This window comes from Halorubrum sp. CBA1125 (genome assembly GCF_009742825.1).
In the GTDB taxonomy this organism is placed as follows: domain Archaea; phylum Halobacteriota; class Halobacteria; order Halobacteriales; family Haloferacaceae; genus Halorubrum.
This window is the reverse complement of record NZ_WPCE01000161.1, coordinates 1-6,655: the sequence shown is the minus strand read 5'-3', so window position 1 is coordinate 6,655 and position 6,655 is coordinate 1. Positions and strand designations below refer to the sequence as shown.

5 protein-coding genes and 1 pseudogene are annotated in these 6,655 nt (G+C 62.4%); 4 read left to right on the top strand and 2 right to left on the bottom strand.

Going from position 1 to position 6,655, the window contains the following annotated elements:
- Positions 1-471: 471 nt before the first annotated feature.
- Positions 472-1,275: a TrmB family transcriptional regulator gene (locus GJ633_RS12685; RefSeq protein WP_156589122.1), complete on the top strand. Its 804-nt coding sequence runs from the start codon at positions 472-474 to the stop codon at positions 1,273-1,275.
- 53 nt (positions 1,276-1,328) lie between these two features.
- Here GJ633_RS12685 and GJ633_RS12680 read toward each other — a convergent pair whose 3' ends face one another.
- Both GJ633_RS12680 and GJ633_RS12675 read right to left on the bottom strand, forming a co-directional pair.
- Entirely contained in the window at positions 1,329-2,060 is a 732-nt protein-coding gene (locus tag GJ633_RS12680; protein WP_156589121.1) for a glycosyltransferase family 2 protein, read from the bottom strand.
- 285 nt (positions 2,061-2,345) lie between these two features.
- The gene (locus tag GJ633_RS12675; protein ID WP_197431333.1) at positions 2,346-3,245 is read right to left on the bottom strand and encodes a sugar phosphate isomerase/epimerase; all 900 of its coding nucleotides are present in this window, start codon (positions 3,243-3,245) and stop codon (positions 2,346-2,348) included.
- A 121-nt stretch (positions 3,246-3,366) separates the two neighbouring features.
- Between GJ633_RS12675 and GJ633_RS18535 the strand changes: the two are divergent.
- The 3 genes and pseudogenes from GJ633_RS18535 to GJ633_RS12660 form a co-directional block, all read left to right on the top strand.
- Positions 3,367-3,461, top strand: a pseudogene (locus GJ633_RS18535) (DUF955 domain-containing protein); the annotation flags it as partial.
- A gap of 305 nt (positions 3,462-3,766) precedes the next feature.
- Positions 3,767-4,582, top strand: coding sequence for an AAC(3) family N-acetyltransferase (locus GJ633_RS12665; RefSeq protein ID WP_156589119.1), 816 nt, complete (start codon positions 3,767-3,769; stop codon positions 4,580-4,582).
- A 226-nt stretch (positions 4,583-4,808) separates the two neighbouring features.
- Positions 4,809-5,969, top strand: coding sequence for a glycosyltransferase family 4 protein (locus tag GJ633_RS12660; RefSeq protein WP_156589118.1), 1,161 nt, complete (start codon positions 4,809-4,811; stop codon positions 5,967-5,969).
- Positions 5,970-6,655 lie beyond the last annotated feature (686 nt).

The window sequence follows — 6,655 nt, the reverse complement described above, 5'->3', positions numbered from 1 at the left end:
GCCTCGAATTTTCCGTAATCACCTGCTGTGAGGGGCACGACCAGACACAGACCGTGTTATCGGGCGAGGAGGTCAACGAACGGTATCCGGAATACGAGTTACGGGAAGAGTACCGCGTCGCGTACAATCTGGACGGAGACTTTAGCCGTGGGTGACATCCTCCTCGCCGTGAACGGCGAGATTCTCTCCTCGAAGGAAGATAGCTCAACATCTCGGATTTCCTATGCGATACTACTGTGACTGTTGAAGTTGAAAAACTAGAGCGCTGTTCTATCCGAAACGGATGAAATCTGGGGAATTTACCACTATTCGGGTTACAATATTGACCACCGGTAGATTTATCAGATCGAGGACGAGTTATCGTACTCGTAAACCGTTACAGGACTCGTCACGTCATAACCGAAGAGACGATCATCTGGTTCCGGGCTACCCGATCGGTTCGCTTCGATCGGACGGGAACCTCAGAACACAATGAACACCCAAGAGAAAACCGAAGAAGCGATCTCGGTACTCCAACAGTTCGGATTGAGGGAGTACGAAGCCCGCTGTTTCGTCGGGTTGGTACGGGTCGAACGGGGAACAGCGAAGCGAATCAGCGAGATGACCGAGGTACCCCACACGCGGGTGTACGATGCGATCCGGGTGCTGGAGTCCCACGGCCTCGTCGAAGTGCAACACTCGAGCCCACGGCGGTTCCGTGCGGTCTCGCTCCAGGAAGCGACCGAAACGCTCCGGAACCGGTACGAGGACCGCATCAAACGGCTACAGGACTCGCTTGAATCCATCGAGATCGTAGAGGAAGACGACGCTACCCCAGCCCACCAGCTGTGGTCGATGGCCGGACGGGACGCGATCGAGAACCGAGCGGAAGAGCTGATCGACACCGCCACGGCCGAGATCGTGTTGGTGATCGGCGACGGATCGTTGCTGACCGACGACCTCGTGGGAACTCTCAACTCCGTCGAGGCGGATATCGACCTACTCATCGGTGCGTTGACCGGCCCGCTACAGGAGCGGATTCAAACCACCGTGCCGAACGCGACGACGTTCGTCGCCGGAGTGGAGTGGTTACTCGGTGAGGAACCCCACGAGGAGGAGACGACGATCGGACGGCTGCTCCTGGTCGACCGGTTAACTGTCCTCGTGAGTACAATCACGCCGGAGACGACGCGGGAACGAGCGATCTTCGGTGAGGGTTTCGGAAACGGGCTCGTCGTGATCGCCCGCCGCCTCATGGCCCAGGGCCTAGTGAGCGAGTTCGATCCCGTCTCCTAACGGTCCGTACCCGTCGCGGATATCGGATCCCGCTGGTCTATTGGGACGGCGGCTCATCGGCGCATCCCTCGAACGCGGCCGGCGGCCCGCGCCACCGTTCCGGCACCGTGAAGGAGGGCCGATCTCACCGGTAGTCCGACGTAGTTCGTGGGATTGATCGCGTCGCTGAGGATCGTCAACCACTGGTCGCGCCTGCTCCGTCCTCCCTTGTCCCACAGGTACGGTTGCTCCACCTCTTGGCGGTACGTCTTCGTCAGGTAATCCGAAACCGAGTCGGCGTAGACGTGATCGACCACCAGTTCCGGATCGTAGTATATCGGGGAGACGGTGAGTACCCGCTCCGCGAGTTCGAGTTCCTCGTGGCCCCACGGGATCCCTTCGTCCCACCCCCCTATCTCGTCGAACACGTCCCGGTGGATCCCCATGTTACATCCCCAGAACCGGGTGACGTAGCGTGGTTCCTCTCCGAAGTCGTAGTGTTTCGTGAGCTTTCCGGCGAAGACGTCGTCGCGGGGGTGAACCGTCCTGCCCGCGATGGCGGTCTCGGTCTCGAAGAGCTCCGACATCCGGGAGAGGTAGCCGTCACGTGGTCGGGAGTCGTCGTCGAGAAACACCAGCTTGTCCGCCTTCGCGCGCTCGATGCCGGCGTTCCGGGCGGACGTAGCGGTCGGCTCGCTCTGAATACAGACCTCGTAATCCGAAAACGAGTTGGAATCCAGGTAGGTGAGACACTCGACCTCGTCCCGGGGCTTCAGCGTGGGGATAATTACACTGATATCCGTCATACACCTCTGAACGGATGTCGCGGGTTTTGTTATGGGTCGCTTATCTCACTTCCTCGTTCGACCGCTGCGACCCTTCTTGGCCCGAACGATTTCGGCTGACGACCCGGATAGAGGGTCCGACGCTGGATATCACACGTGCACCCCTCGATCGTTCTCGGCATGAGAAACCGTATCTCTCTGTAAACTCACACAACTGACACGTTTGATCTGCCCGCTTTCAGCACAGCCAATTGAGAGCCCGATGCACCTCGCCACGCCACGATATTTTTAAATACACTGTCTCAATCAAGGCGCTTCCGTCCGGTGAGCCAGCCCGGTCGTCGCGGCCTGCTCTCCGAGCGTCCGATCGAAGAACCGTCTGCCGGCGTCGATTTTCTCCTCGGGAGCCGTGTTCAGTTCGTTCTCGTAGATCACCCATTCGACGCCGGCGTCGCCCGCGGCTTCGAGCGTGCGCTTCATATCCACGACGCCGTCACCGTGAGGAACGCTTTCATACTCGCCGAGCCCCGGGCCCGGAGCCACGTCACGAAGGTGGAGCATCTCCACCCGGCCGTCGAGCAACGACACCGCCTCGGTCGGCGCAACGCCGCCGACATGGAGCTCGGCCACTTCGAGTTCGAACCAGATGGCGTCCGGATCAGTCTCCGCGATGAGATACCAGATCGGAGTCCTGCGAGGGACGGGTCCCGTGTTCCGGGCCCGAAGTCGCCGCCCCGCCTCCTGGATGTAGTCGGCCGCTCCGTCCGGTGTCGGCGTCGCGTCGATGAGCGTCTCGACCCCGCCCGGCAGCAACGGACACAGCCAACTACGGTCGTTATGCAGCCCCAGTTCTAGTCCTCGATCATCTAGGGCCGTCGCCACGTCGTTCAGGCGGTCCGCGAGCGCGCGAACGGACTCGCGGGTTCGGAAGTGTGTCGAGTCGAGGTGAGGGACGATGAGCCGGTCACAGCCGACGGTCGCACTCCGTTCCAACAGGTCGGCCTCACCGGCGAGAGCGTCTTCGATAGTCGAGAGGTCCGCGTGTACCGCGACCGGTACGAGCCCGGTCTCCTCGAGTACAGTGGCGATGTCGTCGGGGGGTTCCCACTGAAACCGATGAGCGAACTCCACGCCGTTGTACCCGTTCGCGGCGACGCGACGAACGATCTCGGAAAGCGAATCGGGATGCTCCCGAACACTGTACAACTGAAAAGCGGTACGCCGCGATGTCGTCATACACGCCGTTTGGACACCAATATCCATTAATAGACATCTCCTACCACGGCGAAAACCATTCGTTCGAAACCTTCGATTGGCCGCGGGACGCGATCTCGACGACGACACTGAGCGATCAAAACGCGAAGTCGAAGCGGAGGCAGTCGCGGACATGTCGGTCGGTACCGCGGGCTCGATACCAGCAGATAATCGTTCTATTCGACCGCGTGGGGAACAAACGACGCCGAGAGGGTTCGCGATCGGATCCCGACCAGTAACGTCCCGCTATCGGCGGATAGGTGGATCGTAACTACACTACCGACCCTCGATGGGCGAGTATGGTCGGATTAGCCGACCGAGAGGGATCCCGACGTCCGACGAGCGATCTCAGAACCGAAGTGAGCCGGATATCCCCTGCCGAACGAGGCGTAGAACGACGACGGGACTCGTCACGGCGACGGTGACCGTCCGGGAGCTCGGCGACACGAGAGGACCGAACCGAGAACCGACCCATGGCACCAATACTGACTGACGCGAGCAGAGTCGCGAACCTGATCAAACACCAGGCGCTCAAGCGGGCGAACCGCCGACGGAGCGCCTCCGAGGTACCGACCTCTCGATTGGACGAACTGCTCGACCGCCACGGCGGGGGCCGTTCGAAGGTGTTCGTTCACGTCGGACTGAGCGACGTCAAACGGGCGTTCGGGACCGATCCCTACGCGTTTCTCCGGTCGAAGCTCGACGAGCATTTCCGGAGCGTGCTCGCGCCGGGGTTCACGGACTACTTCGCTACGTCCGGGGTGTATCACAAGCAGTACTCCCGGCCGAAACACGGGACCTTCGGGCCGTTGTTCCTCCGGGACGCCGACTACCGAACCGACGACGCCATGAAGTCGATCTTGGTGGAGGGACCCTACCGGTTCGACGACTGCCTCCACTCCGACACCTACCACGAGGACGGCTGTTTCGCCCGACTCGTCGAAGAGGACACGTTGATACTGGATATCGGAACACCGTGGCTCACCTGCTCGCACCTCCACTACTTCGAGAGCCGCATGGACCTCGACTACGTCGTCGAGGAGACGTTCGACGGGGTGATCTGCTCCGAGGAGGGTGGCTGTGAACCGATCGAGCAGACCTGCGGGGTTCGAACCTCCCCGTTCTACTCGTGGAACAAGCCGAAACTGACCAGACACTTGGAACGTGACGGCGTCCTCCACAGGTACGACCTGAACGGGCTTCAAGCCCTGTTCTTCACGCTGGGCGACCTGGAGTCCTCCCTCGTGCCGCGTCTGGAGGCGGACTCGCAGTACCTCGTGACCTTGTAACCGACGACCTCGTGACGTTGGAACCGGAGTATCCCGTGACGTCGGGACGGTAGTCGACGGATAACAAAACTGACGACCGCGGAGGTATCGGTATGGACGACGACTCTCCGCCCAGTCGGCCGGATATCGGCTTGGGCGGATTCGATCACGAGAGCGACCGGCAGTTCGATCACACGTGTGGTGGGGACACCACGTGCGGGCGGTCGGGGTTCGGTCGGAGGACACGATGAGCGTCGTCGAGGGAATCGAGGGGGAGTCACAGCCGGAGTCGACCGCGGCGAGCGTCCCGTCGTCGACGGAGGTACTCGTCGTCGGCCCGGCGGGATACCGAACGGAAGGAACGGGAGGTATCGGCCGGTACATCGCGGAGCAGCGGCGGTACCTCGAGGACCGGGTGTCGTTGGACATCGTCGACACTGCCGTGAGAACCCCGGAGCGGCCGATCGAGTACCTCCGGACTGCGGTGACGGTCCTGCTGGTGTGGATCGGGTTCCTCGGCCGCCGGCGTCCCGACATCGTTCACGTTCACACCTCCCACTCGTTCTCGTTTTACATCTCGGCGCCCTACGTCCTCGTCGCGGCAGTGCTGTGGAACCGACCCGTGATACTTCACGTCCACGGCTCGTCGTTCGACACGTTCATCGAGGACGCGTCGATTCCGGCCGCCGTCCTCCAGCGGACGGTGTTCGACGCCAGCACCGCGATCGTCGCCCTCTCGGAACACTGGCGGGACGTCCTCTCGGCGCGTGCCCGCCCGGAGCGCATCGTCGTGGTACCCAACGCGGTCGACCCGGACGAGTACGCGCCCGACCCCGCCGCCGACCCGCCGCATCTCGTGTTCGTCTCTAACCACATCGAGCGGAAGGGGATCGTCGAGGTGACGGAGTCCATCGACGAACTCCAGGACGCCGGGGTCCGGTTTCGGGCGACTATTGCCGGTAGCGGTCCGCTCTCGCATCACGCCGCCGCCGTCGCCGAGGATCACGACGCCGTCGACTACGTCGGGTTCGTGTCCGAGGAACGGAAACGCGACCTCCTCAGCGAGGGAAGCGTCTACGTCCTCCCGACGCGGGCGGAAGGGCTCCCGATCGCCGTACTGGAGGCGATGGCCGGAGCGAACGCGATCGTCTCGACCGACGTCGGGGGGATCCCCTCGATCGTCGACGAGGCGAACGGCGCGCTCGTCTCTCCCGGAGACCTCCACGAGCTGACCGACACCCTCGAGGGGGTGCTCTCGGACCCGGCGGCGACCGAACGGATGGGCCGGGTCAGCCGCCGACGTATCGAGGAGTCCTACGCGTGGTCAGATATCGTCGACGAGCTCCTCTCGCTGTACGCGCATGCTCTGGACGACGGTGCCGGCGTGGCTGCCCACTCGGGGAACTGATCGGAGACGGTACCGTTGACGGGGGTGAACGTAAGGTGACGGCAACGGAACGGGCGAACGGGTTGAGGAGGTGTCTCAGCGCCACATGCCGAGCGAGACGTACCCACCGCGACTCGCCGTCATCCACTCGGTCGTCCGTTTCCCTTCGACGGGAGACGCCACATAAAGCGTACACTCGTCCGGCCGATCGTCGTACCGGACGATCGTCGCCTTGATCGCCTCCCTGCAGCCACGTGACCCTTCATTCGTTCTCATTGACAGTCTCGTATGGTAGCCATCCGCATATGGTAATAAACGTCCTAACGGCACTCCGTCACCGGAGCGGGTGGCGTTTCTCGTCGGTTCCAGTTACGGGAGGGTTCGCCGGGAGTCTACATTCACTAACTAGGGTTTTACAGAATGGTTCACACGTCTGAACAAGATTCGTTCAGTACAGTCTAAAGAACGACCGATCCGCGGTGCGGTGGCGCGCCTGCGAGGCCGCGTCGCGGCCGAGCAGCGCGCGAGGGACGCGGTGAGCGCTCGGACGAGCGCGAACCGCGAGGCTGGGGAGGCGTGAGGTGCGGGTCGCGGTGCGAGTCGGGTGGGGCTCAAGGGGCAGGCGTGAGAACGAACCCACCGACGCAAGGACCGCAGGGAGCGAACCGAGTGAGCGGACTGAGGACCACAGCGAGGTGCCGGGAGTT